Below are 23065 nucleotides of genomic sequence, written 5' to 3'. Positions count from 1 at the left end.
GGAACAAAAAAAGCGCTCATTTTGAGCGCCTTTTCCTATTTCTTAATCAGCAAACGGCATAGGTACCGTCAAATCCAGGAGAATGAACCTTCTTTGATGCTACTTCATTGCTCCGACGCTGGATTACCTTTGCAATACTTTTCAAAATCGAAGGAGAAGCGTTACGAATCTTCAATTGACTCAATACCTTAGTGGCTCCGAATTTAACAACAAGCACACCAAATATTTCATCCGAGTAGGATTCAGAAATTGAATACACACCACTCAAATCCAAATCTACAGAGTTACCTTCGATGATAAAAAACTCGATTTTATGCCGTTGGGGGATAGCCTGATTGCGCGAAGCCAGGTCACCCTCGGGCAACTTGTATGCGATTTTGTTCATCACTCTCCTCCTAATGCCTGCATGATTTCCATAAGCTGAGGGTCATTTTCTTCGTTATCTTTATCGACTGCTAGTTCATGAATCTTAAAACGGCACGATACAGCAACTCCAAGCCACTCATGGCGTAACTCAGTATAGCTCACTTCATCACCAATCGCCTCTAAGCATACATTTCCTGTAGCCAGTTGCAATTCCCCGTTATAAGTTTTTACCAATTTCATCAAGTGATGTAATCCAAGCCCTTGATGGTTATTCTCTTTTTCTTTTACTGCAACCCCGTGACCAAACATGCTACCCCCAATAAAATCGTGGGGAAGCTGCTGAGCCCAATCATCTTGCAGATCGGCATGTTTAGAAGAGTGCCCTTCCTGTATGCACCATGCAATTGCGTCTTGATGTGTTTCGATACCAGATATACCCGCACGACGCAGCTCTCTAAGAAAACCCAACCCACAGTCTGCCAAAGAAAACTCTAAAAAATGCTCTCTTCTATTTGTACGAGGTACTGCAGAACGCTGCGCAAATGAAAAACCCGTAGATTTCCCGTGAGACCAGACATTGTCATGAAGTTCTCCGATTACGTGGGTGAGATCAGTCAGACCTTTTGGATATTCATTTGAGTCTCGGTCAGGGAATGTAAGTTGCCTGACACAGCTATTGATACTGCTGGTCGCGACATCGACAGCTTCAACATTGGTTAATGCAGTGACAAGACTGTAATTTCTACCAACATTGACACGTTCCTGCTGATACTGATCCTCACCCCAGAGCGCCCCTTGCAGATTAATTGCGCGCATGTATTCAGGACTTGATAAAGAACAGCTCTCCTCGGTAATCCCATGGTGATTCACGTAGGCAGCTAAAACCGTAATAAAACCTGGATGCCAATGGTCGTTCGGCAAAAGCAACTGATTAGTTTCTTTCTGATGAAACGCAGCAGTATGCACAATAGCATCTTTTAATCCTAAACCCATTGACCATGTCCCACGAAGTAATTTCGTCCATGATATCCCCAGAAGTTTAATTTCGCAAAACAATGAGTTCCATGCTAAAGCTCAGCGCGCAATCGTATCCCCGCCACGCCTACCCGCTTTAGGGAGTGGTTTTCATGCAGATGCATGACGGGCCAGAAAGCACGCCAGCGCTGGCGGTTCTGACCCGTTGCGATCCTTTTGCGATCATGCGAATTCATGCACCATAGATATGCACCGCCTTCGCATGACTTGCAGTGCCATGTGGGAGGGAGTTTCCCCTGGCAAAAATTCGCTAATGCGTGCTTTCATCCTGCCCTACTTCGTGCACGTTTAGCCTGGTAACCAGCTCGCTTGTCAGTTCCGACAGCCATGAAATGGCAACCTCCTTATCGTCATCGCTGCAGTCAGAACCAGCGACCAGCCGGGCCATAAGTTCGATACGCTGTAGTGCAAGTGACTCCATGAACAAATCGTTCACAACTCCCTCCCATCATTACTGTTTATATATACAGTACATCAAATGTAAATAAAGCTGAAATACTTTTTTACTCAGCTAACCCTTTGAATAATAGATAACCTCATTTCCCGCAAACCTGCGGCATCAGTACCACTGCCGCCATTTATCATCCTCCTGCAGCCTTTCGTTTCGGTAAAAAATCCTCATGCCTGCACCTGATGGGATACTGCCGCCACGAAGAAGCAAATCAACCTCCTTCTCTGAACCTTCAAAGCCCCTTGTGACCAGTTCTGACTCAAGCTGTAGCCGCTGCTGACCCGTTATTTTCTGTTTGTACCCTTTCCGGCGCTTCGGTTTGACCAGGCGCAGCCGCGCGGTCAGCTCCCGCAGTTCCTTTTTGCTCATATTTTCAAAGTCTGGCAGCGGTGAAGCTTCTTCACCGCCGGATAAATCGCCCCCTGATATGTTTAAATTTTCTACAGGGGGACAGTTATTGCCACGAGTCCAAGGGGCGCAAGCGCCCTGGTCGGCTGCCGCCTCCTGAACATCAACGGCCTTACGAACCTTTTTCCACTTCACCGCGTGCGTACAGATGCGGCCCTGCGTTAACGGGGACCAGACACCATAAATACGGATGCCGTGATCGCCGTAGGTGCTCGGCTCGTCGTTAAGCTCGTATGCCGTCCTGATAAGGTGGTATTTGCGGGGAACCAGCACGCCGCCCTGCTTTGTGATGTAGGTTGCGAAGCAGCCCGCATCGGCAGCAGCCAGTACGGCATCCAGACGCGCATCAGCCAGCACCGGCGCGCCAGCCTTTTTTTCGTTCTGCAGTCTTGCAGCTTGTCCTGCCAGTAAACGCAGCTCGCGGTAAGCCTGACGCCCCGGAATTCCGAAGAAGCGGAACTGTTGAACACGATGCAGGGACGCCCAGGCACTGACGTATTCGGCGCTATCGCGCAGGGTTCTGCCCGTTTCCTTGCTGACTTCTTTTGCAAGGCCGCGCCCGTCGATGTTCTTACTGATGTATTTGGCGATGTAGCTGGTTGGGGTGCCTTTGCGCGGGTTAATAAGCTCCGACTTGAAGCGCGGCCCCGTGTTGCTGCCCAGCTCCTCGCGGTCCTCACGAATGGCAAACTTACGCAGCAGCGCGGTGATGGATCGGCGCTCCTTTTTGCGCATGAAGCACAGCAGGTGCCAGTGTACGGTGCCGTCATGGTGCGGCTCTGCAACGCGGACGCCATACCAGCGCAGACCGGCCTTGTGCATTGCCTTGCGGAACGCGGCGAACGTATCAACCAGATAATCACTGCTCTGCCTGATCGTTTCACTGGCCCACTTTGGATTGGGCCTGCCGTTGCTGAGGGTTGCATGAAAGCGTGACGGGCAGGTGATGGTATAGAACACGGCGCAGTCTCCGCGCATTTCCGCGATAAGCTCCAGTCCCTTAACGCAGGCCATCATTTCATTGCGACGGTGCGCCGGATTACTGCTGCTGGCATTCACCACATCTTCCATATCCAGCGTGTCCCCGGCCTCATTGACCAGCTCATGCGAGCGGAAAAACTCAAGCGATTTTCGGCGCTGCTCGCGCTTGTGGATCACGGCTTCATAACTGACATACGGGGACGCTTTTTTGTTAACCAAACAGACGGCGCGCAGCTGCTCTTCCCGCCATTCACAACGCATCTGCCACAGCTTGCGATACCACCAGTCCGCGCAAAGCATGCGCGCCAGCGAACCCGGAATAAGGTCATAAGGTACGGGCTTGCGGCGGCGCTTCTTGCGGCGAAGCTGCTCGAAAGCGGGCGGGATGACGTCTAAGCGCATGGCTTCCGCTGCAACCCGTTCCCATGACTGGCGGATCTCTTCCGGCTTTACGTCATCCGTCACAAACAGCTCACCGCATGCAGCTTCAAGGCACATGCTCATATGAGCCGCAACCAGCGTGGACAACTGTTTAACCTGATTCTGATTCATTTCAGGCATAACCAGCAGACCATCCAGCCCGTCATGGCTTGCCATGAAACGAAATGAAGCTGACACCTGGCTGTCGCGCACGCGCTCAAGCCGTTCAAGGCAAGGCCTGATCGTTTCGCGCAGATAGCGGGAATAGGCTTTAGGCCTGCCCAGGCCCTTGAAGTATTTAATACGCTCCAGCAGAGGCTTGCTGATATGTGAAGGCTGGGCGCTGACGTCAGCCACAATAACCAGATCGGGATTAAACCGCTGCTGCTCGCGGGCCATTTTGGCGCGGCTAATCAGCCGGTCCTGCTCCATTTCACGCTGGACGGGATCGCGGGATTCATTAAAGAAATAGCGTTCCCAGACCTCATCACTCAGCGCCTCGCAGCGCAGCTGCTCCTGCTCGTTATCCGCAGCGTAGAGAGTGATCAGGTTTGAAAGCGCGGACACCGGCGCAACTTCCGCCGGGTCCAGATAGGGGTTAACCGCCTTTTTAGGCTTATTCCAGGAAAGGGCCGCGGCGGCCTCCTTTGAGCCGCCGGGTTTACTCTTTGCCGTTGCTAATGGCTTCACTGAAAGCCTCCACCCCAGGCAATCACAGTGCACCTCCGCTGTAGTGTTTCCCTTTTAGCTCTGCGATTTCCTGACAGGTGACGCAACACTGCACGCCCGGAATAGCCTGGCGGCGAGCACTCGGTATAGGTGTATCGCAATCAATGCAAAGCACACGGGAAACGCCCGGCGTTCTGTTGCGGGCGGTGTGGATATGGCGCTGGCGTTCTTCTTCAACACGCTGCTGTACGAGATCCATGGAGTCTGCCATTAGTGCCAGTCCCCTCTTGATTCGGCTTCGCAGCGCTCGGCTTCACGCCGCAGCAGTTCCGCCGCTTCTGTCCCACTCATACCTTTCTGCAAGATATGGATTGCCAGGGTCTCCATACGGATTGAGACGGCTAAAGCGCGGTCCTTCCGTTCATCCATGCGCGCCTCAGTCAGCAGCAAATTGATGCCCGCATCGTCTGGACCTGTTTTTAATTCTCGAGTCTGGATATTTCGCATAATCATTTCTCCTGAATTTGGGCAAAGGAATGCCCGGCGGGTTTACGCCATTAATTTCTGTTGTGGGTTAATTCGGCATGGTTAGCCGTTTTGGAAATAAGCTCACGACTGCGCGAAAGTGGTTCATTGCTTTAATCAATTCCCGCTTTTCGTCAGTAGTCAGATCATTAATATGGATGCCATGACGGTCTGCCGGAATCTTTGCCATAAAGAATATGGCCGCCAACGCGCGCTCATTCTGAATCTTGTTAACGTCGCGCGGATCACGCATTTCCTCAATAAACCGTTCAAGCTCTTGCTCAAAATTCAAGCCAAACACTTTCTCTCTTAACGTCGCAATATGGTTAAGCCCGTCCAGGCGTTTACACAGACTTAGTGGGACCCTTGCCGCATCACCTTCTATCGCCATCACTTAACCTCACTGGTAACCGAAAGGGAGAACGAGTAATTCCCCGGCTAACTCATTGAACAAATGCCCATTTAAAAATGTGCCGGGAATTTTTCAACACGCCCGGCGCGTGCCTTAGTGGTAGAATATTTGCGCGAACAATCATCTACCCCTCAAAGGAGAAACCTGATGTCAGACTCTGACAACTTCCACGTATTGCCTCGCCCTGCCCCTGCACCTCAACCAGCACCGGGGCAGGATAAAAAATAGGATCCCGGCATGACTAAACAAAGCTCCGAATACTTCCAGCTGTATTACTGCTATTACCTTGAAGTAATGACGGCAACGCTTCACGGCAGAGCTGACAAATTGATGACAGCTATCCAGCTTATTAGCGGTACTGCTGTGTTCGCTAACACCGGTCTGGAATGGTTGTTTGCTTTGCCTGTCGTCGTTATCGCGACAATTCAACTTGTGTGGCAACCAGCCATTATTTCCGAGCGTGCTAGCGTACAAAGCCGCCAGTACGGGGAGTTGCTTTACGCAGGGGATGAACTGACCCCGGAACTGATTGCTCAAAAGTTGAAAACGCTGCATCACTCTGATTCCGCACCTTTCGGTTCTTTGTTAAATCCAGCCTACAAAAGAACTGCTATTGCATGTGGACGCCCTGATGACACCAAACTCAGTTTCCAGGAGAAACTCTTCGCCTGGTTCGCGGGCTGCTTGCCACGTTAATCATTGTGGAGCCTTAGCTGGCTCCTCTACTTTTACCGCGAGTCGCTTGCTGCCTCGGGGCAATCTTTATAAATGGATGCCACTTTTCCCCGTCTGGTAATGCAATCCAGCCATGCCCGAAACTAGGTAGCTGCGGAGGTGGCGACTGTCGTTTTAAAAAGCGTACAAATGCCTGCATGATTACCCCCTTAAACAATCCCACTAACACCAGAAACAATATCCACAGCCGCCGCCATCACTGGCGTATTCTGTAACCTTGCTTCAATGGTCAGCATGATGAGTGAGAGATTACGGATTGCGTGATTGGCTCGTTCGCGGATGACATTCTTACGGTATTGCGTCATCGGTTCCGGTGAGATTGCTTCATGAGCAATCGAGCCAATTGCCGCCGTTGCGTTTAACGTGCAGACAGGCATATTGCTGGCCTTAGCTTCGTTATGCGGTACGGAAGGAAGGCAGTTTATCTGTGCCAACATTCCATCGAGCAGCGTCGCGTCCTCGGTGTAATCTGTGATCGCCAAAAGCTCATCAACCGTTAGCCGATGTGGTTGCTCTGGGTTTAGCTTGTTGCGCAGCACTTGCGGACGGCTGCCAATAGCTGCAGCTATATCCTCAATATTGTGCTTTAGCGCGAAGGCACGGCATGCAATGTCAAAATGACCGAGTTTGGAAACCTGGAAATCAAACATAGTTCTCATCTCCGAACTTATCGCAAAATCGAACCTCAAGATCGGCTGCGATAGGCAAACAATACTCACACTGACAGTGCGTCAACCGTCAACGCCGCGATGTTAATCATCACCTTTTCGCGTTTTTTATCTTTACGCAGACGATGACGTGGAAGACGACCATCAGCCAACATGTCATTAATCGTATCGACTGGGAGGCCCGTAAGTTCGCTATATCGCTCAATAGTGACGTGTGGTGTATTCAGAGTGATTGAAATGTTAGGAGTCATGGTGCAACATTCCTTCTTTAGTGTGGCTTGTGGCGAGCCGCTGTTATGTGTGTTTAGTTGTGAAGTCTCCAAAAGAACACTTCGAGGTCAACTTTAAGATCGCTTTTGGAATCTGTCAATGCATTTTGGATTGTTAGGGAGTTCTTGTGGATTTCAATAGCGGTGGTAAGAAAGTTATTGAACGGCTTGTGGAGGCATATGGGTACAGCACCCGCCAGGCTCTATGCGACCATTTAGGTGTGTCAAAAAGCACAATGGCTACCCGCTATATGCGCGATATTTTTCCTGCAGATTGGGTATTGCGATGTGCAATGGAAACTGGGGTATCTCTGGAGTGGCTATCTTTTGGCAAGGGGCTAAAACAAGACGTAACTAACGCAGAAACCCTTTCACTACCTAAAAAGAGACTTATTGACGGAAACTTGGAAGATGCTGGTTTCTATGTATTTGATAAGACATTTTTGCCCGCCAACCTAACAAAGCCTTTTGTTGTCTCGGAAGGTGAATCAGAGTTCATTTGCGATATGGAATTTGAAGATGTACGCGATGGAAAATGGGTGGTGAACATAGATGGAGAAGTTCTTATGAGGACTTTGACACGTCTTCCTGGTAGCCGACTCCACATTGACGGCGGCAATCGTGCATTTGAATGTGCAATAACCGATATAGAGATCATTGCGAAGGTATTAATTAGCTGCATCAAATAAAAGGAAATTATATGTCTGGAAAAATTTTTGTTTATGTCGATTCAAAAAAGAATGTGAGCATTCAACACATCCACGATATTGCAGAGAATGACATCTACATTCAAGGAATAAGCTTACTACCTCAAGATGAGGGGAAATTTAAAAGTTTTAGAAAAGATCGAGTTGTAACTGAGTTGAACTCTTTCCCTCCAGACCCTCCTAAGGCAATATCGACCGTAAACCCACATAATTATTCATCCAAAAGAATTAAAAGCGAAATTTTCGATATATGCTTTACTGGATTTAAAAAAGAAATACGCACTGAACTTGAAACTCTCGCTACCAATAACGACATGGTGGTGCGTAAGTCAGTTGCCAATAACTTGCAAGTATTATGCTGTGGTGAAAATGCTGGCCCAACCAAAATAAAAACAGCTAGAAACAATAACACCATTATTGTTAATGAAGAAGCTTTTATTAATTTGTTATTAACTGGTGAAATTGAAGATCAGGAAATTTAAAATGAAAATTGATGACATTGAATGGAACTGGAGTGAAGCCAATGAATTTCTTGGAGAATATCTTCCCGCAGATACTTTAGACAGAAAAAAATATGCAAAATTTCTGTATGAGATCTGTGCTGCCCGGGGAGAAAACTCCAATTTAGTTGTAAATATTAATGCCGAATGGGGGGCGGGAAAAACATATTTTACCAAGCGCCTTGCCCAATCAATATCAAATGCTCATCCAACCGTATACATTGATGCATGGAAAGAGGATTTCTCTGACGATCCTTTGTTAACAGTATTTAGTTCAATTAAAGAACAACTCACTGGCCAATCAGATAAATTCACTACTTTACTTAACAAGACTATTGAAAATATTGGTCCCCTGCTAAAAACTGCTACACCACTTTTACTCGAAGGTATTATAAAAAAAATCAGCGGCATAGAAAACATATCTAGCTTAACAAAAGATCTCTCTACTAAGCTTTTGGAACTCCATACTGAAAAAGCCACAAAGATAACAACAATTAAAAAAGGAATTAGCACTTGGGTTCGCTATATAAAACAAAAAGATGGAACGGATAAAAGCCTCCCTTTGTTCATTGTGATTGACGAGTTAGATAGATGTAGACCTGATTTTGCAATTAGCCTGTTGGAAATAACAAAACATATTTTTAACATTCCTGGAGTAGTGTTTATTATTGCAACGGACACAGAGCAATTACAACATTCTATAAAAGTTGTTTATGGCAGTAATTTTTCAGCAAGTCACTACCTTAGTAGATTTTTCGATAGACGATTCTTATTACCTACACCCAGCATGAGAGAATTTTTAAAAACTATAACAGCAGATAGTATCATTGATGATTTTGATAATTTACGAAAAAAAATCTCCCCATCGCCTCCTGATATTACATCTTTCATCGACAACTGCGCATCAATATTTGAGTCAATGAAAGTAAACTTACGTGATTCAATAAAATTATATGAAAGATTGCTTGATTTAATCTTAACATCCCCTAAAAATTTCGATTCGAATTTTTTACTGATTCTCTCTATAATAAATTCTCAATATAACGATAAATATTCTTTTATCAAAGCAGATAAATTCGATAAACAACAAATTATTGATTTTGATTCAAATATCTCACTAACTTTCGATCTTTCTAGGCTTGCTACCGGTGTGCATGTATTAATGCATAATGGAATGAGGCATCAAAATTCGTTTAAGAATAAAACCATTACTATTCATTTATATCAATATATTGAAAAGGCAAGAATAAACATCGAAATTGCATTGCCAGTTACAGATGCCGGAGGTTACATGGAAGACTGGTCTGATGGAGGTTTGGAACGAAACGATTCGTTGGACACAATGTTAAAAATAGGCTGGGCTAAAAACAAAACATATGATAAGTCATTATTATTGCCACAGTACTTTGAGCTGATCGAACTTAGCACAACTTTCGAGTAGGTATGTTTAAAAAGCTTATTTTAAACATTGACCACTGTTTATATATACAGTTAAATTTAGCCCTCAGACATGAGGGCTTTTATTATGGCAGTACGAAAACTTGATACCGGGAAATGGATTTGTGAATGCTACCCTGCCGGGCGCGGTGGGCGCCGTGTGCGTAAACAGTTTGCTACCAAAGGCGAAGCGTTGGCTTTTGAGCGGCACACTATGGAAGAGGCCACCAACAAGCCCTGGCTGGGTGAAGTCGCAGATCGCCGCAGACTAAGCGAGGTGGTCACGCTTTGGTATAACCTGCACGGCAAATCCCTTACTGCCGGGGAACGTGTTTATAACAAGCTAAAATTAGTTGTCGCTGCCCTGCAAGATCCCCTGGCTGCCGACTTCACCGCTAAGCAGTTCGCTCACTACCGCGACAAACGTCTTTCCGGCGAGATTTATTTTAACGAGAAATGGAAGAATGGCGCGGACCCGGTAACTATCAACCTTGAGCAAAGCTATCTTAGCAGCGTGTTCAGTGAGCTTTCACGGCTGGGAGAATGGACGCAGCCGAACCCATTAGAAACCATGCGCAAGTTCACCACCGCCGAGAAAGAAATGGCCTGGCTGACGCATGAGCAAATCACAGAACTGCTGGCTGCCTGTAACCGGCTTGGAGAAGATTTAACACTAATAGTGAAGGTTTGCCTCAGTACCGGCGCACGCTGGCGTGAGGCTGAAAATCTGGGGCGCTCACAGATATCAAAACACAAAATTACCTTTGTGCGGACGAAGGGGAAGAAGAACCGCAGCATTCCGATCAGCAAAGGGCTTTATGAAGAACTGACAGCCCGCAAGACTGATAAGCTTTTCAAGGAATGCTACTTCCAGTTTATGGGCGCCATAGACTCCACGTCTATCAAACTTCCTCGCGGTCAGCTCACCCACGTTCTGCGCCACACCTTCGCGGCTCATTTCATGATGTCAGGCGGCAACATTCTGGCTCTGCAGCGCATACTCGGCCACCACGATATCAAGATGACGATGCGCTATGCGCACCTTGCACCGGAACACCTTGATACCGCCCTCCACTACAATCCATTAGCAACAATGCCCGCTCCGACTAATATGTGCCTTGTTGGTTAGGGTAACAAATGTGCGGTTAGTGGGTTTTGCAATTGGCTTAGCCGTCTCCAAAATCTTAGGCAGCTTTGAGCGAAAAGCAGACAGAGGCCGTTGAGTGTTGTATAACGATTTCATTTGAGCTGATAGTGTGATGAGAAAGGGAAAATGGGCACAGAAAATAGAAATAATTTCTCCTCCAAGACTAAAAATCAAAGGACAAATAACATGACACCAGAGTTACTAAATACAATAGGGCTGACTTCTAATATTTTTGGTGTAATTCTAATTTTCTTCTTTGGGCTGCCTCAGCCATCACATGATGAAGGTGTGTCTTTAGGGTTGGAGGACGGTACGCCTTTGGGAGATGGAACAACGGTCGGGGAGAGGAATGTTAAAATCCGTAAGCGAAAAGCTCGTTATAAATTTTTCGCCTACGTTGCGCTCAGTTTAATGCTTTTTGGTTTCGTACTTCAATTTTTAGCTTTGCATATTGATCTAATTCCATTTCATTAACCCTCGGGACTCTTAGCAATGTCCGCTTCTGGCACATAGCGGCTGTTCTACCCTCTTCACACATGCGTCGAAATCCCTGGGGATTGCCCAAATTTCATGGAGCACAGTAGCAAGCATCACTGTGCTCTCAGACTTAGAAGGGGTAGAAGCAGGAAGCTATAGTAGATCGGGCAGAAGAGAAAAAGCCTGACGCATCAAGTAAGGCCCATCTGAAATACAGTGGCGACAAAATGGCGGCAGAGGTTGGTAATCCCCCTATTTCCTCCCCACTCACCGCCAAGTTAAGTGATTGATAAACAAGTAACTCATTGTTTTTACTAACCAGTTTATATAAATGGGTTTTTTGTTGCTTGCAATTTATAACCTCTCATATCAGTAAGTTACCCTACACCTAGACCAACATTTCCGTATAGAGATCTACCCGCCCTTTTACCCGTTGCTAAGTGAAGGAAGACATGCCCCACTGCGGGCATTTGTAATGCTTTTTGCTGCACGCTATGCATTGCTATAGTTGGCATAGAATGGGAAACAGAGCCAGTTTCTGGGACAGGTCAATTAGCATGGACACAGTGTCAGCCAGTTAATCCAGTTGATTTCCAGATCGCCCGTTTTCACCCGGCACAGCCAGTTCTCCCGGTCCACTTCGGTCACGGTGCCGGTGCGGATCAGATTGGTGATAAGGCGCATGATTTCTGCGAGTTGTGTATTCATGGTGTCAGATTGCCCGTAATTTCCTATTTAAAGAACGGGGCTTCATTGTCTGGTCTTTGATACATATACTCACTGGTAGTTAACAAAGAGGGATACCCAGATGGAATTTGATAAAATAAACGCTTTCTTAGCCACCGCGATTGGAGGCCTAATATTTAAGTGGCTAGCGGGTGGAGTGTCTACATTTTGGTCATGGTTAAATAAATCCTATCCTGAAGAAGATTTTTTAGTGTCCGAAATTGGCATTGCGAACCCCTTAATCAGGCTTAGTTTTTGTAAGCACAAAATAAGCACAAAACCAAACACCAAACACCAAACACCAAACACCAAACACCAAACACCAAACACCAAACACCAAACACCAAACACCAAACACCAAACACCAAACACCAAACACCAAACACCAAACATAATAAAATATTCCTTTCAATATTCGGTTCTATAGTTATCGCACTATCTATCTTAGGATTTTATCAATTCACGAACATAGTTATTCAAGGACCAATACAATGGATTGATTTCAAATACAAAGAAACCAACGATTCATTTTGGATAAGACAGGATGAGGCAAGAAACAAGCCAAACACTCCAGAATGGAGTATATCTCCTGATACTTGCACAAACAAAAATGCATTAGATAAAATCACATCAATAAAGCCAAAAACCATAGAGTTCATTTGCGGTTACATGCTAGATCCGAAAGGGCGAGATGAACTAGGAAAAGCGGCTAATAAAAACTCACTCGGCCTAATGGTCGTAATCCCCATAGCTTATTTATCATTACTATTTTTCTTCATGCTAGGCATGGCCATGTTCATTGACTTATATATAAATAAAAAAATCACCGTGTTTAATAAATCAGAACCAGAGAGAAGTTATCAATACCTAACATGAACCAGGGCCTAACCAGTCAACGTATTAAAATATCGCGCGTCATTGTCTCCACTTCATCGTTAACACCCAACAGCCGCCGCTCTGCATAACGCACCTGCGGCCCCCTGCAGCTTACATGATCACGTAAGCCGTAATGATGCACCCTAGCAATATGCTGAATCTTTCCATCAAACTGCACGCTGGCAGAGTCTGCGCTGGCGGCAGCTTTCATGTACTATGCGGTGCGCTGCTTAAAAAACATTTGCCATTTAATACGCCCTTTCTTACTTCGAGCCATTATTTTTCGCGCCTCGTAAGCCGTCCCATCAGAATTGCACTTCAATCTGATATTATTCTGCTGGATGCAGGGCAACTGTTGAGCTAAAACCCTCATCATTCGCTTGCGGGCTTGCAGGCTGGCGGCTTAAGGTTTGCCAGTAATGCCGCCAGCCATTCATCAACCTTCTGCAGCTCAAACATGCTTCACCGTCCACATTTCTTCCGGTTCGTATGGCTCCATTACGGCCTCAACGCTGGATACACTTCTGTCAGTGCTGACCTCTTCAAGATTATTCTTGCCTGCAATTTGTATAACTTCACATCAGGAAGTTGCCACCCCGCTTCGTGCATCAACTACGGCGTAGTCGCTCTGCACTCCAATTACTAATAAAGCTAAACAATCTTTTCTGACGGATAAAAAACAGGTAGTTTAGTAACCGCATTAAGAGGCATTAATATCAAGCATATCCTGTAGTTATGTTGTCTTTTCTTTCATTATTATCGTGAATACAAGGATGATATTTATGGCAGTGATCCCACAATTACCCAGGTCAGGAATTCAGGAAGTAGAAAAAAACATGCGCGAAGCGCGTCGTAGAGGGATGCCCGCAAATATGGCTCTCCCACAGACCTACTATTGGTTTTATCAAAAAGTCAGAAATAACGGAGAATGGGACTACAAGCAAAAGGAACGAGGTCTGGCTAATTTTGGCAATTTTAACTATGGTGCGGCAGGTTATGCGGCGGGCATACCCGAGGGGACGCTTTATGCGGGGGCGGGATTTGCGCAAAATCGCGCGGGCACTTCTCACCCATCATGGGGCGCTTGGTACGGTAAATTCCCCTATGGGGACGATCCGCGTGACCAGTTCTGGATTAAACAGGGAATAGATTATGCCAGGCAACACGGTTATTAAATGGGGACACAGGATACTGACGGCACTTCTTTTGCTGTTGGTGCTGGGTTATGTGGGCTTTCAGATCTTTTTCAACGGACCACCCGATGACGGACTGGTAACAAGTCAAAAGGTGAATGAAAGCACCTGGCTTTATGTCACGAAGTATAACGGCGGCGGGGCGACGGTCTCCGACGTTTACCGGTATTACCTTGACGGCAGGCTTGCTGCGAACCCGCTGAAACACCTCGGCGAAAGCACTCCTTTTCTGGTGAGCGATGCAGGTAATGCTAAAGTCTCCGGGTATGGCAACCGCATTAACGTTACCGTGACGGGTCGGATTTATTCCTTTACCAATAGCATTGTGTTTTATTCCGATGGCGCAGCCTTCATGCCAGTCATCAGTATTATCGCTAACGGTGTGCCACAGGTCGCCCACTAATTTTCGTTACAGGCTCTGAATGGCACCGCACGAACGGTGCCTTTCATTTTATTTACCCTTTGACGGCCAGATTAGCTGAGCTCTCTGCTCAGCGGCTTTTTCCTGTTCCATTTAACTATCCAGCCCCCAAACCCTACCAGAATCAGCCCTCCGCCTGAAAAGAGATATAACACCAAAGCAGGATCGTATCTGTCCGCGGCCAGGCCCGCTAACACCGGCAAAATCAGCGTGATAATAAGCTGGATGCGCCAGGATTTTGCCATTGCCATGCCCGTCTGCGCGGTGGGGAATGTTCGCATGATGGTTAGCGTTGCCAGCACGTAGACGATGTTAGTAAAGATATGGGCCAGGATTATCAGCAGCATGGCCAGCCACTGTTTATCGGTAAGCGCCACCAGCATATAGCAGCTGATGAAGAGTGCGAGGAAGAGGAATGGCAGGCTGAATTTGCCGCTCTGCCGCTCAAGCTGCGCTTCGGTAAGCAGGAGCGGGCCAATGAGCTGGCCCAGGCTGCGGGCCAGCAGCAGCATCAATCCGGCACTGGTTGTTTCACCCCCAAACTGCGGGGCCAGCGCGGGCAATAGCGCCATTGCCGGTGCGCCTACCAGCGCCAGAGCGGGCAGCATCAATAAGCTACGTTTGCACTGCAGCGGTAGCGTCCGCCAGCGGATCCTCCCGGTGGAAGCCTCCACCCTATGCTTCGCCACTCCCCGAAATACCCGATGTGCAGCAATAAGCAGCCCGATGGATAAAACAAAACTTATTGCATCCAAAGCAAGAAGGCCTGACGGCGGCACATGCCCGTAAAGCACGGTGCCAATCCCTATGCCCAGTATGACGTTCGCGGCAAAAATTAGCGTTTCCAGGCCGGAAGCCGCTGGCAGATCGCCGTGCCTCAGGCCGTTTTTAAGGATCTGGCTGAGTACTGGAACCATCATGCCCCCCGCGAAGGCTGACACGGCCTGGCTGGTCAGCAGCAGGAGCCGACTATCGCTGGAAAGCGACCCTAACGGAAACGCCAGACCGGCAAGGCCGATGCCCTCACTCAGCACCAGAATTGCCATCAGCGGCATTCTGATCAGGAGTTTTTCCGCAAGCAGGCTGCCCGGGATACCCGGAGCAAGAGCAACAATATAGGCAAGCGTCAGCGCGGAGGGCCTCGCCTCTGAGCCGAGGAGCTTGCCAAACACAATGACATACGTGAGACCGTTACCGACGGATGAAAGCAGCAGCGCACCGCCAAGTAACGCGAACCAGCGATACCGGCGCAGGCAGCGCAGTAAAAGATAGAACATGGGGTATCCCTTATTAACAAGCACAGGTTGATGCCGACAAAAAGTCGGGTTGGTTATGTGTTTATCGATAAGAGAAAAACTACATTGGCAGGCTGCTCGTCAGATAAAGTGCTACAAACTGTAGCTAACAAATCCAGAAATTTCACCTGCCAGATTTAGCGGACTATTTTCGCCACCATGCGGGTGAGATCTTCCCGGCTCAGCGGCTGGCGATCGGTGACGTAATGCAGGGTCATGCCTTCAATAAAGGCGTCCAGCGTGCGGGCGGTAATGGGATCAAAGAAGGTTTCCAGCGCCTGCTGGCTGCGGCTCATCCAGTCCTGCATGATGATTTTTAGCGCCGGGGTGCGGTTGGCGTAGGCGTACAGCTGATACATCACCTGTAAATTCCAGGACGTGGCGATCTTCTCGCCGCAAATCATATCAACCACGGCCTCGCAGGCTTCATCGGCATTGCGTGCCTGCTCCAGTCGGCTGCGATAGCTGTTGGACATTTCCACCGCGAACCGGGTGAACGCTTCGCTGAGCAGCGATTCGATACCGTCGAAATAGTAGGTCATCGACCCCAGCGAAACGCCCGCCGCTTCGGCGATTTTACGGTGGGTAATATGGCTGACGCCGTGCTCAACGAGCATATCCAGCGTAGCCTGCAATATACGCACGCGGCGATCGGGGTCGTTACGACGTGGGGAGATGGTCATGCTTCGCCCGGGCATTAGCCGTTTAAAAGAGAATGCAAAGAGTCTACCCCTGAATGTGTACATATGTACACATCCCTGATAGGGTGATTCTCATTGTTCTTCATCGCTACGGTCCTCTCCATGCCTGCCGCAAAATCATCAAGAAAAGCTCTGCTACACCGTACATGGGCACTGTTCGCCTTCTTCTTTCTCCCCGGCCTGGTCATGGCCTCCTGGGCAACCCGCACGCCAGCCATCCGCGATACGCTCAGCGTCTCCACGGCGGGCATGGGCATCGTGCTGTTCGGCCTGTCCGTCGGCTCGATGAGCGGCATTCTCTGCTCCGGCTGGCTGGTTAAGCGCTTCGGCACCCATAGCATCATTCGCAGCGGCATGACGCTGATGGTCACCGGCATGCTGATCATGAGCATGGCGCTGTACTTATCGTCCCCTGTCTTTTTTGCTCTTGGACTTGCCGTGCTCGGCATGGGGCTGGGCTCCGCTGAAGTGGCGATGAACGTCGAAGGCGCTATAGTCGAAGGATTGATGAAAAAGACCGTGCTGCCGATGATGCACGGTTTCTACAGCCTGGGAACGCTGGCGGGCGCGGGCGTCGGCATGGGCCTGACCGCGATTGAGTTTGGTGCTTACGGGCATCTTGGCCTGATTGGGCTGCTGGTGATCGTGCCGATTGCCATTGCCATTCGGGCGATACCTCACGGCGTGGGTAAGGATAATGCGGACGATGCCGCAAATCCTCACGAGCCGCACCCGCCGTTTTATAAAGATATTCAGCTGTTATTGATTGGCACCATCGTGCTGGCGATGGCCTTTGCCGAAGGCTCCGCCAACGACTGGCTACCGCTGCTGATGGTCGACGGGCACGGCTTCAGCCCGACCTCCGGCTCGCTGATTTACGTAGGCTTCACGCTGGGCATGACCGTGGGGCGCTTCACCGGCGGCTGGTTTATCGACCGCTACAGCCGAGTCACCGTCGTGCGCGCGTGCGCCCTGATGGGTATTCTGGGCATCGGGATGATTATCTTTGTCGACAGCCCGTTCATGGCTGGCGTCTCCGTCATTTTATGGGGGCTTGGCACGTCGCTGGGCTTCCCGCTGACCATTTCTGCCGCGGGCGATACCGGACCGGATCCGGCGACGCGCGTCAGCGTGGTTGCCGCTTCGGGCTACGTCGCGTTTCTCGTCGGGCCGCCGCTGCTTGGCTTCCTGGGCGAACACTACGGCCTGCGGCTTGCCATGCTGGTCGTGCTGGCGCTGATGGTTGTTGCCGCGCTGATAGCCAAAGCCGTCGCGAAACGCTCACAAAGCTCGCGGCTCGTTGGCGAAACCGAATAACCAGTTCAAGGAGTATTTAATGGGTATCAAACTGATTGCCGTAGACATGGACGGCACTTTTCTCGACGACAGCAAAAACTACAACCGGGCGCGCTTCGCAAAACAGTACGAGCAGATGAAGGCGCAGGGCATTCGCTTCGTTGTCGCCAGCGGCAACCAGTATTTTCAGCTGAAGTCCTTCTTCCCGGATATCGACCGCGAAATCTCATTCGTGGCGGATAACGGCGGCTGGGTGGTGAGCGAAGATAAAGATATCTTCAACGCGGAGCTGTCCCGCCAGGAGTACAACACGGTTATCGATCATCTGCTGAGCCTGCCCCACGTCGATATCATCACCTGCGGCAAGCGCAACGGCTACACGCTAAAAAGCTACAGCGAAAACTTTAAGCAGATGGCGGCCATGTACTATCACCGCCTTGAGCTGGTGGAACATTTCGACCACCCGGACGACGTGATTTTCAAAATCGCCCTGAATCTGCCGGACGACATGGTTGAGGATCTGCTGGATTCGCTGGCGGTGGTGCTGAACGGTGTGATGGTGCCGGTCTCCAGCGGCCATGGATCCGTGGATTTAATTATTCCGGGCGTTCATAAAGCCAACGGGCTGCGGATTTTGCAGGAAAAATGGGGCATCGAAGACAGCGAAGTGGTGACCTTCGGCGATGGCGGCAACGACGCTGAAATGCTGCGCCAGGCGGGTTACAGTTTCGCGATGGAGAACGCCCCGGAAAAGATCAAAAAGATTGCACGCTTCCAGGCCGGGCACAACAACCGGGAAGGCGTGCTGGACGTTATTGATAAGGTGCTCAACGGGGAAGATCCTTTTAAGGCGTGACCTGCAATCTTCGATTGACCTTCACCCTACCCCTCGTCCTCGCCGCAGAACGTTCTGTTGCCAAGGCAAAGTTCTGAGACACACAGGCCGGTGTTACCTGGTATTTTATAACGCATCGTGATGACCTCGTGTTCAGGGTTTCAGAAGGTTTTTCTTAAACAGCCTGTCAGTTATACGCGCAGTTATCAGGCAATTAATGGGGGATTTCTACTCATTTTCTTCCTGATTCTGTAATCCGTTAACCGCGCGGTGCATCGCCAAAAACGTCGTAGTCCGGCAGGTTAACCTGCTGATACGGCTCCCACCCGCCGCCTAGCGCCTTATACAGCGCGACCAAATCAATGCTGCTCTGAACCCGGGCCTGCGCCCGCTGCTGTTCAGCCTGCGCAAGCTGCCGCTGGGCATCCAGCACATCGATAAAGGTCGCAATACCCTGGCGGTAGCTGTCGGTGGCGAGATTAAAAGCGGTTTGTAATGACTCCGTCGTCTGCGCAAGCCCGGCTTCACGCAGCTGGTCCGTGCGGTAGCTCACCAGCGCGTTTTCAACGTCCTGCAATGCGGTCAGCACGGTCTGGCGATACTGCAATACCGAAGCCCCCTGCTGCGCCCGGGCGACTTTTACGCTCGACACCAGCCTGCCCCCCTGGAAGATGGGGATCGAAACCTGCGGGCCGATGCTGTAAAAGTGGCTCGCCCAGTCGAGAAGATACCCCGACTCATCGTTACGCAGGCCGAGCTGGCCGGTCAGCGAAAGGCTCGGGAACAGCTGTGCGACGGACACGCCAATTTGCGCCGTGGCGGCATGAAGATTAGCTTCGGCTTCTCGCACGTCCGGGCGGCGGCGAGCAAGATTTGACGGAATGCCTACGGAGACAATATCCGGCAGCTTCGGCAGCGCTTGTTTGCTCGCCAGCTCGCCGTCCAGCGCGCCCGGTGGTTTACCCAGCAGCACGGCCAGGCCGTTCATTGCCTGGCGCTCCTGCGCCATATACTGCGGCAGCTGGGCCTGGAGGCTGCCGAGCTGGGCGCGGGCATTCTCTACATCCATTTGCGGTGCCAACCCGCTTTTCTGGCGGCTCTCCGTCAGCTCCAGCGTTTGCTGAGCGGTGTCGATTTGCGTTTGCAGGGTTTGCATCACGCTCTGCGCCCCGCGCAGCTGCAGCCAGGCGCGGGCCACCTCTGCCTCCAGGGAAACCAGCGCGTCGTTACGCTGTTCAATGGCCGCATCCTGTTGGGCCTTCGCCGCCTCAACCTGACGGCGCACCTTGCCCCACAGATCCAGCTCCCAGCTGGCGTCGAAGCTGCCCTGATAAAGCGTGATTGGCTTGGTCAGCGGGTCGAGCGCGCCGCCGAGCGACGGGTCAACTTCGTTTAGCTGGTCATATACGCCGTGGGATTTAAGCTCGCCATCCAGCCCAAGCTGCTGGCGAGTTGCGCTGGCGCTGCCGTTGACGCTCGGGTAGAACGCCCCGCCCGCCTGAGTTATCTGCTCGCGTGCCCCGGCGATGCGCAGCACGGTCTGTTGCAGCGTCAGGTTCCCGGCGATTGCCCGCTCGATAAGGCTGTCGAGCTGCGGCGAGTTAAAGCTTCGCCACCAGCGCGGATCCGTTGCCGTGGCTTGCGCTCGCGAAGTGACGCCCGGCTGATTCTGGTTTGCCGTATCGTTGAAGCCTGCCGGCATCTGGGGTTTTGCCGGCTGATAATCTGGCCCAACGGCGCAGCCCGCCACCAGCAGCGCAAGCGATGACAACCACATTCTCCCGTTCATTTTAGTGTGCTCCTGCAGCGCCTTCGCTCTTCACCGGCGAAAGCAATAAACAAAATGGAATCAGAACCAGGGCGAGGACGCTCAGCATCGTAAAGACGTCGATGTAGGCCAGGAAACGGGACTGTTCGATCATCGTTTTGTACATGTTGCCCGTGGCGATGCTCAGCGGATCGCCAACCTGCGTCGTAAAGTTGCGGATGGCTTCTGCGCCGCTGCGTATCGCCTGCTGGAACTGTTCGTCAAACTGGTTCATATGCGTGCTGAGATGGGCGCTGTGCGCCTGGGAGCGCTCGGTTATCGCCGCCGTTGACAGCGAAATCCCAATAGAGCCCGCCACGTTGCGGAACATGGTAAACAGCGCCGCCGAATCGGCGTTGAGCCTTCGCGGAATGGTAATAAACGCGATGGTGGTGAGCGGCACAAACAGGAAGCCCAGCCCGAACGACTGCGCGCTGCGGAACAGCACCAGCGTCTCAAAATCGATATTCGGCGTGAGGTTCCTCGTCCAGAAGAACGAAGCCGCAAGGCAGGTGAAGCCAAAGGCGATAATCCACCTCGTCTGTACCAGCGGCATGAGTTTTATCACCAGCGGGATGGTCAGCACGATCAGGATGGCGCCGGGGGAGAGCACCAGCCCGGACCAGGTGGCGGTGTAGCCCAGGTCCTGCTGGGCGAGCTGTGGGATCACCACCGAGCTGCCGTAAAGAATCAGCGCCATTCCGGCCATCAGCAGGCTGGACACGGCGAAATTTTTATCTTTCATGCAGCGCAGATCCACCACCGGTTTTTTGGCGTACAGCAGCCAGAAAATCGCCCCGATGATGCCGATGAGCGTTAGCACTGCAAAGGTACGAATAAAGTTGGAGTAGAACCAGTCGTCGTCCTCACCCCGGTCAAGCATGACCTGAAGGCAGCCGAGGCCAAGGGCGATGAGGCCGATGCCCGTCCAGTCCACGGAAAGCTTTTCTTCTGACTTACGCTCCCACGGCGGGTCTTCCAGCAGCTGATAAATCGCCAGCACGGTGACAATCCCCACCGGAATATTGATAAAGAACACCCAACGCCAGGAGTAGTTATCGGTGATCCAGCCGCCCAGCGTCGGGCCGAGCACGGGCGCGACGATGATCGCAATCGACGACAGGCCGAACGCCTTGCCGCGATCTTCCGGCTTAAAGTAGTCCAGCAGCACCGACTGCTGCGTGGGCTGCAGCCCGCCGCCGAAAAAGCCCTGCATGATGCGGAACAGAATAATCTCCCACAGCTCGGTGGCGATGCCGCACAGGAACGAGCAGATGGTAAACATCACGATGCAGATTAAGAAGAACTGCTTGCGTCCGAACAGGCGGCTCAGGAACGCCGAGATAGGCAGAACGATACCGTTGGCAACCAGATAGGAAGTGAGCACCCACGTCGATTCGTCGTAGCTCGCGGAGAGCGAACCGGCAACGTGCGGCAGCGCGACGTTGACGATGGTTGTGTCGAGGATCTCCATAAACACCGCGAGTGTGACGACGATTGCCACGGCCCACGGGTTGCTGGCGGGCTTCCAGTTCTCGTGATGTTCAGCGGCCTGGTCGCTCATTCTACCGTCACCTTCGGCTCCACGGAGAGGCCCAACGGCAGCGGGTGATTCGCATCCAGCCCTTTATCAATCACGATCTTAACCGGCACGCGCTGGACGATTTTCACGAAGTTGCCGGTGGCGTTTTCCGCCGGGAAGGCCGAGAAGCGCGAGCCGCTGCCCTGCTGGATACTGTCGATGTGCCCTTCCAGCTCCATATCCGGGTAAGCATCCACGCCGAGCGTGACTTTGTTGCCGGGGCGCATGCGTTCGAGCTGCGATTCTTTAAAGTTGGCCGTCACCCAGATGTCCGGGGAAACAACGGAGAAAAGCGCCGTACCGGCCTGCACCAGCGTGCCAAGCTGCACGTTACGCAAGGTGACAAAACCATCAAACGGCGCGCGCACTTCGGTGTAAGAGAGGTTCAGCTCCGCCGTCTCAAGCTGGGCTTTGGCCTGATCGACCTGGCGGGCGCGGGCCTCCACGTTCGTCTCCTGCTGGCGAATCTGGAGCTTGACCTGATTTGCCACTTCCAGCTGCGCGCGGGCGTTGGCAGCCCCGGCTTCGGCGGAGCGCAGTTGGGCGTTAGACGTGTCGATGTTTTGCTGCGAAGTGGCTCGCGGATCGACGCCGCGCTGACGTTTATAGTCCGCACGAGCGTTGGCTAAGTCCGCTTCGGCTTTAGCAACCTGGGCCAGCGCCTGGTCACGCTGGGCGGGATACTGCACTTTCGCAAGATCAAGCTGCGCCTGCGCCTGATGGAGCTGGGAAACGGCAAGGCCAACCTGGGCCAGGGCCCGATCGCGCTGCGCCTTTGCATCGCGCGGGTCGATAACCACCAGCAAATCGCCTTTATGGACGCGCTGGTTATCGCTGATGTGCAGTTCCGTCACGTAGCCCGCCACCTTCGGCGCGATGGTGACGGCGTTACCCTCGGTAAAGGCATCGTCGGTGGTTTCTTCATTGCGGGTCATGAACCACCACACGGCGGCGACAATCACCATGATCACCACGACGATCCCAAGGATTATCAGCGGCTTCTTACCGGGCTTCTTGCGCTCCTGATTCTGCTCTTTATTACTCTGCCGTTCTTCGCCGCTCTCCGGCGTGTTGTTTTGCTCTGTCATAAGTCCAGTTTCGCGCTGTGCGTCACAAAAAAATTTAC

The 23065-nt window shown here is 51.0% G+C and carries 27 protein-coding genes and 3 pseudogenes; 12 read left to right on the top strand and 18 right to left on the bottom strand.

Features of this window, described 5'->3' with window-relative positions:
* Window positions 1-46: 46 nt before the first annotated feature.
* From ACA108_07185 to ACA108_07155, 7 genes are all read right to left on the bottom strand, one after another.
* On the bottom strand, window positions 47-385 hold the full coding sequence (locus tag ACA108_07185; GenBank protein XEX97281.1) for an STAS-like domain-containing protein: 339 nt from the start codon (window positions 383-385) through the stop codon (window positions 47-49).
* Complete coding sequence (locus tag ACA108_07180; GenBank protein ID XEX97280.1) at window positions 385-1359, bottom strand: hypothetical protein; 975 nt, start codon at window positions 1357-1359, stop codon at window positions 385-387. The genes ACA108_07185 and ACA108_07180 overlap by 1 nt, the downstream gene beginning before the upstream one ends.
* A gap of 292 nt (window positions 1360-1651) precedes the next feature.
* A complete protein-coding gene (locus tag ACA108_07175) occupies window positions 1652-1837 on the bottom strand; it encodes a hypothetical protein (GenBank protein ID XEX97279.1) in 186 nt (61 codons plus the stop codon).
* A 123-nt stretch (window positions 1838-1960) separates the two neighbouring features.
* The gene (locus ACA108_07170) at window positions 1961-4351 is read right to left on the bottom strand and encodes a replication endonuclease (protein ID XEX97278.1); all 2391 of its coding nucleotides are present in this window, start codon (window positions 4349-4351) and stop codon (window positions 1961-1963) included.
* 22 nt (window positions 4352-4373) lie between these two features.
* Entirely contained in the window at window positions 4374-4601 is a 228-nt protein-coding gene (locus ACA108_07165; protein XEX97277.1) for a TraR/DksA family transcriptional regulator, read from the bottom strand.
* On the bottom strand, window positions 4601-4837 hold the full coding sequence (locus ACA108_07160) for a DUF2732 family protein (protein XEX97276.1): 237 nt from the start codon (window positions 4835-4837) through the stop codon (window positions 4601-4603). The genes ACA108_07165 and ACA108_07160 overlap by 1 nt, the downstream gene beginning before the upstream one ends.
* A 67-nt stretch (window positions 4838-4904) precedes the next feature.
* The gene (locus tag ACA108_07155) at window positions 4905-5246 is read right to left on the bottom strand and encodes a DUF5347 family protein (GenBank protein ID XEX97275.1); all 342 of its coding nucleotides are present in this window, start codon (window positions 5244-5246) and stop codon (window positions 4905-4907) included.
* Window positions 5247-5504: 258 nt separating this feature from the next.
* Here ACA108_07155 and ACA108_07150 point away from each other — a divergent pair, with 258 nt between their 5' ends.
* Window positions 5505-5963: a hypothetical protein gene (locus ACA108_07150; GenBank protein ID XEX97274.1), complete on the top strand. Its 459-nt coding sequence runs from the start codon at window positions 5505-5507 to the stop codon at window positions 5961-5963.
* Window positions 5964-5976: 13 nt separating this feature from the next.
* Here ACA108_07150 and ACA108_07145 read toward each other — a convergent pair whose 3' ends face one another.
* The 3 genes from ACA108_07145 to ACA108_07135 all read right to left on the bottom strand — a co-directional run bounded on the left by ACA108_07145 (window position 5977) and on the right by ACA108_07135 (window position 6921).
* Complete coding sequence (locus ACA108_07145; protein XEX97273.1) at window positions 5977-6141, bottom strand: phage filamentation protein Fil family protein; 165 nt, start codon at window positions 6139-6141, stop codon at window positions 5977-5979.
* Window positions 6142-6151: 10 nt separating this feature from the next.
* Window positions 6152-6652, bottom strand: a complete 501-nt coding sequence (locus ACA108_07140) for a phage regulatory CII family protein (GenBank protein ID XEX97272.1) — start codon at window positions 6650-6652, stop codon at window positions 6152-6154.
* Between the two features lie 65 nt (window positions 6653-6717).
* Entirely contained in the window at window positions 6718-6921 is a 204-nt protein-coding gene (locus tag ACA108_07135) for a regulator (protein XEX97271.1), read from the bottom strand.
* Window positions 6922-7067: 146 nt separating this feature from the next.
* Here ACA108_07135 and ACA108_07130 point away from each other — a divergent pair, with 146 nt between their 5' ends.
* From ACA108_07130 to ACA108_07110, 5 genes are all read left to right on the top strand, one after another.
* Window positions 7068-7628, top strand: coding sequence for a phage repressor protein CI (locus tag ACA108_07130; GenBank protein XEX97270.1), 561 nt, complete (start codon window positions 7068-7070; stop codon window positions 7626-7628).
* An 11-nt stretch (window positions 7629-7639) separates the two neighbouring features.
* The gene (locus ACA108_07125; GenBank protein ID XEX97269.1) at window positions 7640-8128 is read left to right on the top strand and encodes a BRCT domain-containing protein; all 489 of its coding nucleotides are present in this window, start codon (window positions 7640-7642) and stop codon (window positions 8126-8128) included.
* A gap of 1 nt (window position 8129) precedes the next feature.
* Window positions 8130-9587: a P-loop NTPase fold protein gene (locus tag ACA108_07120; GenBank protein ID XEX97268.1), complete on the top strand. Its 1458-nt coding sequence runs from the start codon at window positions 8130-8132 to the stop codon at window positions 9585-9587.
* A gap of 84 nt (window positions 9588-9671) precedes the next feature.
* Window positions 9672-10712 (top strand): tyrosine-type recombinase/integrase, encoded by a 1041-nt coding sequence (locus tag ACA108_07115; protein ID XEX97267.1) that lies wholly within the window; start codon window positions 9672-9674, stop codon window positions 10710-10712.
* A 144-nt stretch (window positions 10713-10856) separates the two neighbouring features.
* Window positions 10857-11204 (top strand): hypothetical protein, encoded by a 348-nt coding sequence (locus tag ACA108_07110; GenBank protein XEX97266.1) that lies wholly within the window; start codon window positions 10857-10859, stop codon window positions 11202-11204.
* Between the two features lie 567 nt (window positions 11205-11771).
* Here the strand turns inward: ACA108_07110 and ACA108_07105 are convergent.
* Window positions 11772-11915 (bottom strand): annotated as a pseudogene (locus tag ACA108_07105) (phage baseplate assembly protein V).
* A 100-nt stretch (window positions 11916-12015) separates the two neighbouring features.
* Between ACA108_07105 and ACA108_07100 the strand changes: the two are divergent.
* Together ACA108_07100 and ACA108_07095 are read left to right on the top strand one after the other, a co-directional pair.
* The gene (locus ACA108_07100) at window positions 12016-12360 is read left to right on the top strand and encodes a hypothetical protein (protein ID XEX97265.1); all 345 of its coding nucleotides are present in this window, start codon (window positions 12016-12018) and stop codon (window positions 12358-12360) included.
* Window positions 12333-12809, top strand: coding sequence for a DUF6216 family protein (locus tag ACA108_07095; protein ID XEX98043.1), 477 nt, complete (start codon window positions 12333-12335; stop codon window positions 12807-12809). Before ACA108_07100 ends, ACA108_07095 begins: the two co-directional genes overlap by 28 nt.
* Window positions 12810-12825: 16 nt before the next feature.
* On the opposite strand, the pseudogene ACA108_07090 reads toward ACA108_07095, so the two are convergent.
* Window positions 12826-13268: pseudogene (locus ACA108_07090) on the bottom strand (phage virion morphogenesis protein).
* Window positions 13261-13347 (bottom strand): annotated as a pseudogene (locus ACA108_07085) (phage tail protein). The pseudogenes ACA108_07090 and ACA108_07085 overlap by 8 nt, the downstream one beginning before the upstream one ends.
* Before the next feature lie 244 nt (window positions 13348-13591).
* Between ACA108_07085 and ACA108_07080 the strand changes: the two are divergent.
* Both ACA108_07080 and ACA108_07075 read left to right on the top strand, forming a co-directional pair.
* On the top strand, window positions 13592-13984 hold the full coding sequence (locus tag ACA108_07080) for a polymorphic toxin type 44 domain-containing protein (GenBank protein ID XEX97264.1): 393 nt from the start codon (window positions 13592-13594) through the stop codon (window positions 13982-13984).
* Window positions 13962-14405 carry a hypothetical protein gene (locus tag ACA108_07075; GenBank protein XEX97263.1) on the top strand — a complete coding sequence of 148 codons (444 nt, stop codon included), beginning with the start codon at window positions 13962-13964 and terminating at the stop codon, window positions 14403-14405. The genes ACA108_07080 and ACA108_07075 overlap by 23 nt, the downstream gene beginning before the upstream one ends.
* A 71-nt stretch (window positions 14406-14476) precedes the next feature.
* Here ACA108_07075 and ACA108_07070 read toward each other — a convergent pair whose 3' ends face one another.
* On the bottom strand, window positions 14477-15700 hold the full coding sequence (locus ACA108_07070) for a hypothetical protein (protein XEX97262.1): 1224 nt from the start codon (window positions 15698-15700) through the stop codon (window positions 14477-14479).
* 155 nt (window positions 15701-15855) lie between these two features.
* On the bottom strand, window positions 15856-16395 hold the full coding sequence (locus ACA108_07065) for a TetR/AcrR family transcriptional regulator (protein XEX98042.1): 540 nt from the start codon (window positions 16393-16395) through the stop codon (window positions 15856-15858).
* 126 nt (window positions 16396-16521) lie between these two features.
* On the opposite strand from ACA108_07065, the gene ACA108_07060 reads away from it, so the two are divergent.
* Together ACA108_07060 and ACA108_07055 are read left to right on the top strand one after the other, a co-directional pair.
* Window positions 16522-17736 carry an MFS transporter gene (locus ACA108_07060; protein ID XEX97261.1) on the top strand — a complete coding sequence of 405 codons (1215 nt, stop codon included), beginning with the start codon at window positions 16522-16524 and terminating at the stop codon, window positions 17734-17736.
* Between the two features lie 19 nt (window positions 17737-17755).
* Window positions 17756-18571 carry a Cof-type HAD-IIB family hydrolase gene (locus ACA108_07055; GenBank protein ID XEX97260.1) on the top strand — a complete coding sequence of 272 codons (816 nt, stop codon included), beginning with the start codon at window positions 17756-17758 and terminating at the stop codon, window positions 18569-18571.
* A gap of 238 nt (window positions 18572-18809) precedes the next feature.
* On the opposite strand, the gene ACA108_07050 is transcribed toward ACA108_07055, so the two are convergent.
* Genes ACA108_07050 through ACA108_07040 form a run of 3 tightly spaced genes read right to left on the bottom strand, consistent with a single transcriptional unit; the run spans window position 18810 to window position 23027 of the window.
* On the bottom strand, window positions 18810-20339 hold the full coding sequence (locus ACA108_07050; protein XEX97259.1) for an efflux transporter outer membrane subunit: 1530 nt from the start codon (window positions 20337-20339) through the stop codon (window positions 18810-18812).
* A gap of 1 nt (window position 20340) precedes the next feature.
* A complete protein-coding gene (locus ACA108_07045) occupies window positions 20341-21921 on the bottom strand; it encodes a DHA2 family efflux MFS transporter permease subunit (GenBank protein XEX97258.1) in 1581 nt (526 codons plus the stop codon).
* Complete coding sequence (locus tag ACA108_07040; protein ID XEX97257.1) at window positions 21918-23027, bottom strand: HlyD family secretion protein; 1110 nt, start codon at window positions 23025-23027, stop codon at window positions 21918-21920. Before ACA108_07040 ends, ACA108_07045 begins: the two co-directional genes overlap by 4 nt.
* Between the last annotated feature and the right edge of the window lie 38 nt (window positions 23028-23065).

Origin of the sequence: Dryocola sp. LX212 (genome assembly GCA_041504365.1) — a bacterium.
Lineage (GTDB): Bacteria > Pseudomonadota > Gammaproteobacteria > Enterobacterales > Enterobacteriaceae > Dryocola.
This window is presented reverse-complemented; position numbering and strand designations above follow the sequence as displayed.

Coding starts and splice junctions, on each gene's coding strand:
- ACA108_07115 (XEX97267.1), top strand. CDS start 9,672: ATGGCAGTACGAAAACTTGATACCGGGAAATGGATTTGTGAATGCTAC.
- ACA108_07180 (XEX97280.1), bottom strand. CDS start 1,359: ATGGGTTTAGGATTAAAAGATGCTATTGTGCATACTGCTGCGTTTCAT.
- ACA108_07140 (XEX97272.1), bottom strand. CDS start 6,652: ATGTTTGATTTCCAGGTTTCCAAACTCGGTCATTTTGACATTGCATGC.
- ACA108_07045 (XEX97258.1), bottom strand. CDS start 21,921: ATGAGCGACCAGGCCGCTGAACATCACGAGAACTGGAAGCCCGCCAGC.
- ACA108_07160 (XEX97276.1), bottom strand. CDS start 4,837: ATGCGAAATATCCAGACTCGAGAATTAAAAACAGGTCCAGACGATGCG.
- ACA108_07120 (XEX97268.1), top strand. CDS start 8,130: ATGAAAATTGATGACATTGAATGGAACTGGAGTGAAGCCAATGAATTT.
- ACA108_07100 (XEX97265.1), top strand. CDS start 12,016: ATGGAATTTGATAAAATAAACGCTTTCTTAGCCACCGCGATTGGAGGC.
- ACA108_07185 (XEX97281.1), bottom strand. CDS start 385: ATGAACAAAATCGCATACAAGTTGCCCGAGGGTGACCTGGCTTCGCGC.
- ACA108_07165 (XEX97277.1), bottom strand. CDS start 4,601: ATGGCAGACTCCATGGATCTCGTACAGCAGCGTGTTGAAGAAGAACGC.
- ACA108_07060 (XEX97261.1), top strand. CDS start 16,522: ATGCCTGCCGCAAAATCATCAAGAAAAGCTCTGCTACACCGTACATGG.
- ACA108_07145 (XEX97273.1), bottom strand. CDS start 6,141: ATGCAGGCATTTGTACGCTTTTTAAAACGACAGTCGCCACCTCCGCAG.
- ACA108_07150 (XEX97274.1), top strand. CDS start 5,505: ATGACTAAACAAAGCTCCGAATACTTCCAGCTGTATTACTGCTATTAC.
- ACA108_07075 (XEX97263.1), top strand. CDS start 13,962: ATGCCAGGCAACACGGTTATTAAATGGGGACACAGGATACTGACGGCA.
- ACA108_07110 (XEX97266.1), top strand. CDS start 10,857: ATGGGCACAGAAAATAGAAATAATTTCTCCTCCAAGACTAAAAATCAA.
- ACA108_07055 (XEX97260.1), top strand. CDS start 17,756: ATGGGTATCAAACTGATTGCCGTAGACATGGACGGCACTTTTCTCGAC.
- ACA108_07050 (XEX97259.1), bottom strand. CDS start 20,339: ATGAACGGGAGAATGTGGTTGTCATCGCTTGCGCTGCTGGTGGCGGGC.
- ACA108_07040 (XEX97257.1), bottom strand. CDS start 23,027: ATGACAGAGCAAAACAACACGCCGGAGAGCGGCGAAGAACGGCAGAGT.
- ACA108_07080 (XEX97264.1), top strand. CDS start 13,592: ATGGCAGTGATCCCACAATTACCCAGGTCAGGAATTCAGGAAGTAGAA.
- ACA108_07125 (XEX97269.1), top strand. CDS start 7,640: ATGTCTGGAAAAATTTTTGTTTATGTCGATTCAAAAAAGAATGTGAGC.
- ACA108_07070 (XEX97262.1), bottom strand. CDS start 15,700: ATGTTCTATCTTTTACTGCGCTGCCTGCGCCGGTATCGCTGGTTCGCG.
- ACA108_07135 (XEX97271.1), bottom strand. CDS start 6,921: ATGACTCCTAACATTTCAATCACTCTGAATACACCACACGTCACTATT.
- ACA108_07155 (XEX97275.1), bottom strand. CDS start 5,246: ATGGCGATAGAAGGTGATGCGGCAAGGGTCCCACTAAGTCTGTGTAAA.